This window comes from Mesorhizobium sp. M7A.F.Ca.CA.003.01.2.1, from assembly GCF_003998945.1.
Taxonomy (GTDB): Bacteria; Pseudomonadota; Alphaproteobacteria; order Rhizobiales; family Rhizobiaceae; genus Mesorhizobium; species Mesorhizobium ciceri.
On the sequence record NZ_RZRA01000552.1, the window covers coordinates 1 to 3,797 of the forward strand.

General features: G+C 62.4%; 4 protein-coding genes. 2 read left to right on the top strand and 2 right to left on the bottom strand.

Annotation, left to right across the window (positions count from 1 at the left end; genetic code table 11):
• Positions 1–630: NAD(P)/FAD-dependent oxidoreductase (locus EN969_RS20895; RefSeq protein ID WP_164758388.1), on the top strand; the 630-nt coding region annotated here is incomplete at its 5' end.
• A gap of 3 nt (positions 631–633) precedes the next feature.
• Here EN969_RS20895 and EN969_RS20900 read toward each other — a convergent pair.
• Entirely contained in the window at positions 634–2,115 is a 1,482-nt protein-coding gene (locus EN969_RS20900; protein WP_063167917.1) for an MDR family MFS transporter, read from the bottom strand.
• A gap of 202 nt (positions 2,116–2,317) precedes the next feature.
• The gene (locus EN969_RS20905; protein WP_063170227.1) at positions 2,318–2,977 is read right to left on the bottom strand and encodes a DUF922 domain-containing protein; all 660 of its coding nucleotides are present in this window, start codon (positions 2,975–2,977) and stop codon (positions 2,318–2,320) included.
• Positions 2,978–3,080: 103 nt separating this feature from the next.
• Here EN969_RS20905 and folP point away from each other — a divergent pair.
• On the top strand, positions 3,081–3,797 hold a 717-nt coding region (gene folP, locus EN969_RS20910; protein ID WP_127419358.1), incomplete at its 3' end, for a dihydropteroate synthase.

A 3,797-nucleotide genomic window follows, 5' to 3' on the forward strand; every position in this document is an offset into this window, starting at 1 on the left:
ATCGAGCCCTATGAAGGCAAGAGCGTCTTCTATTCGGTGCGCCGGATGGAGGATTTTCGCGGCCACGACCTCGTCATTGTCGGCGGCGGCGACTCGGCGCTCGACTGGACGCTGAACCTGCAGCCGGTGGCAAAGAGCGTGACGCTGGTGCACCGGCGGCCTGAGTTCCGCGCCGCTCCCGACAGCGTCAACAAGATGTATGCCATGCAGGAGATGAAGCAGCTCGAATTCCAGGTCGGCCAGGTGACCGGATTGACCGGTGCCGACGGCCAGTTGTCATCGGCCACCATCAAGGGACCGGATGGCGACGTCGAGGTGCCTTGCACGCGCATGCTGCCGTTCTTCGGCCTGACCATGAAGCTCGGACCGATCGCGGAGTGGGGTCTCAACCTTCACGAGAACCTCATTCCGGTCGATACCGAAAAATTCCAGACATCGGTGCCCGGCATCTTCGCGGTCGGCGATATCAACTGGTATCCGGGCAAGCTGAAGCTGATCCTGTCGGGTTTCCACGAAGTGGCGCTGATGGCGCAGGCCGCCAAGCGCATCATCAGCCCCGGCGAGCGCATCGTTTTCCAGTACACGACCTCATCGACCAGCCTGCAGAAGAAGCTCGGCGTCTCCGGCTGAACTTTACTCGGCCAGCATCGGCGCCGCATTGTCGGCGTAGCCGCGAAGCTCCTTTTCGGGCATCAGCGTCAGCGTGATCAGCCCCAGCAGCAATGTAGCGGCGGCGACGGCAAAGATCATCACGAACGGCTCGATCGTCGCGCTATGGCCAGCGATCCGCACGCCTTCACCGGCAAGCGGCAAGCCGTAGCCCAGAGCGACCGCGCCGAGCATGGCGACCCCAAGCGCACTGCCAAGCGAACGCAGGAATGTCAGCACGCCCGTCGCGACGCCGAGATGCACGCGATCGACGGCGTTCTGGACCGACACGGTGGTGACCGGAAACGTCGTTCCGGTTCCAAACCCGATGCAAATCGTCAAGACCTCGACCTCCAGCAGCGTTGCATATCCTGCGACGACGGCCAGCAGGCAGAGGCACAGCATGCTGAAGACGACGCCCACCATCGCAATGCGCTTGTAGTGGGTGAAATGCGGGATCATACGCCCGCTGAATGCCGCGCCGCCGACGGTCCCCAGCAGAAGCCCAAGCATCGCGATGCCCGACTCCGCTGCCGACAAGCCGAGCACCGCCTGAAGATAGACGGGCAGGTACACAGCCATGCCGACGCTTGCGGCCTGAAGCAGGAACATCGAAAGCGTGCCCGCCAGAACGATTGGATTGCCAAGCACTTCGAGTGAGATGAGCGGCTCGGCGGCGCGCATGAGCCGCAAGGCAAAAGCGCTCCAGAAAATCGCCGAACCGCAGAGAACGCCGATGACTTCAAGCGAAGTCCAGGGATAGGCGCTGCCGCCCCAGTTCAAGGCGAGCAGCAGCAGCGCCGTGGCAATTATCAGAAGCAGCGCGCCCAGGCCGTCGATGCGATGGCGCTTTGCGGCAATGGGCAGTTTCTTGAGCGGCTTGTTGATGATCGCCATCGCAAGAAAACCAAGCGGAATGTTGATCCAGAAGATCAGTGACCAGTGCAGGTGCTCTGCGAAAGTGCCGCCGAGCAACGGACCGGCAATGCTGGCGACAGCCCATGTGCCGGAGAACCAGGCGGCATAGCGTGCCCGCTCGCGCGGCGGCACGAGATCGCCGACGACGGTCTGCGTCAAAGCGAACAAGCCGCCGCCACCGGCGCCCTGGATCGCCCGCCCGACAACCAGCACAAACATGTTGGGGGCCATCGCGCTGACCAGCGATCCCGCCAAAAAGATCAGGATCGCGGCATAGACGGTCGGCCGGCGGCCGTAGACGTCGGAAATCTTGCCGTAGAGCGGAGCCACGGCTGTAGCGGTCAGGAGATAACCGGTGACGATCCATGGCAGATAGTGTGCGTTTCCGAGCGCATGCCCGATGGTCGGCATGGCCGGCGCGACAATGGTCTGATCGAGTGCCGCCAACAGCATCGACAACAGCACGCCGCCGATGATGGCGTTCTTTTCGCGCTCTGTTATCGGCGTGCCGGTTTCCGCCATCGTTTTCTCATCGACAGCCTGGTCCATGATCGTTCATCCATAAGCTTGCGATTTGACCGGCGCTGTTCAGCCGCTCCGGCTTCATGACCGTTTGGATCGCATTGGTGTTTTAAGCTCGTCTGGCGAGCCTGATATATGTCGTCCCATATAGGCCGGTTTCGACGGCGGCTCGAAAGTTTTTCGAATCTGGCACTACGTTTCGGTGAATTGGCTTTCAGTTCGGGTGCGTTCAGGCCGGCGGCAGTCGTCCGTTGCCGATGCGCTCCATGCGGTAGCGCAGCAGCCGCAAGATGCGGCTTTCGAAATTGACGCTTTCGACGCGGTCGAACTGAAGCTGGGCGCGGTCGTGCCTGGCCAGAACAGCCGCGGTGATCGCGGCCGCCTTGGCCTTGGCGGCGTTGCAGTTCTTTTGCGGGTAGGTGGCCTTCAAGGCCTCTTCGAGTTCGCCGCCATGGTTCTTGGCGATTTCGACATGGCGCTCCTCATGGCGCTTGATGTCGGCCGACAGCGTATCCCAGAACAGCCTGACATCGGCATCGGCCTTGCGCGGCCGGCGCCACTCGGGAAGGATCACCTTCACCTTGACGGTCACCACCGCGTCGGCAATCCGGCAGGAACTCGGTGTCTGCGCATAGCTGATACGGGTGGTGAAGGCCATTTGCGTGGCGCCCGGGTGCCGCGTGCCGGTGCTTTTCACCTCCGGGCCGCGTTTGGAGAGTTGTGCCTCGATGTCGTCGAGGGTGCTGCCGCCAATGGCGAAATAGCTGTACGTCTTGACGAGATTGGCCGCCGCCGCCGGGTGCGGCGTTATGGCGAGCAGCAGCGCGCAAGCCAAGGATTGTTTCACGCCCAAGGACTGTTTTTTCATGCCAAGCATGGATCGTTTCATCATGTTGCCTCTTCGACCACCTTGCTTTACGGCCGTTGCCGGCGCAATGAAATTGATCCGCCAGGGATCACACATGATTGATGAACTCCATGGTCGATGAGCAATGACGGCCAGGCGATGGCAATTGGCGCATGGACGCCATCTCGACCTTGGCGGCAAGGCCGTGGTCGTCGGCATCCTCAATGTCACGCCCGACAGCTTTTCCGACGGCGGCCAGTTCGACGCTCCTGAAAAGGCGCTGGCCCAGGCGCGCCGCATGATCGGGGAAGGGGCACTGGTTGTCGATGTCGGGGGAGAATCGACGCGCCCAGGTGCTGCCGCGGTATCGGCCAGCCAGGAACAGGCCCGCATCCTGCCGGTGATCGAAGCGCTGGCGGGCGTGAACGAGGTGCTGATTTCGGTCGATACCTATCGCGCCGACACGGCGCGGCTGGCGGTCGCCGCCGGCGCGCATATCGTCAACGATGTCTGGGGTTTGCAGCGCGAGCCCGATATTGCTCGTGTCGCCGCCGATACCGGCGCCGGGCTTGTCATCATGCATACCGGGCGGGATCGCCAGAAGCTGCCGGACGCGATTGCCGATCAGTTGGCATTCCTGCGAAGGTCGCTGGAAATCGCCCGCCAGAACGGCATCGCCGATGATCACATCGTGCTCGATCCCGGTTTCGGATTCGCCAAGGAGACGGCGGAGGAAAATCTCGACCTGATGGCACGCTTTTCGGAATTGCATGCACTCGGCCTGCCGCTGATGGCCGGCACGTCGCGAAAACGCTTCATCGGCACGGTCACCGGCCGTGATGCCGCCGACAGAGGGGTCGGA

Bases quoted from the DNA above. Each gene is read 5' to 3' on its own strand.
- EN969_RS20900 (WP_063167917.1), bottom strand. From the start codon at position 2,115: ATGGACCAGGCTGTCGATGAGAAAACGATGGCGGAAACCGGCACGCCG.
- EN969_RS20905 (WP_063170227.1), bottom strand. From the start codon at position 2,977: ATGAAACGATCCATGCTTGGCATGAAAAAACAGTCCTTGGGCGTGAAA.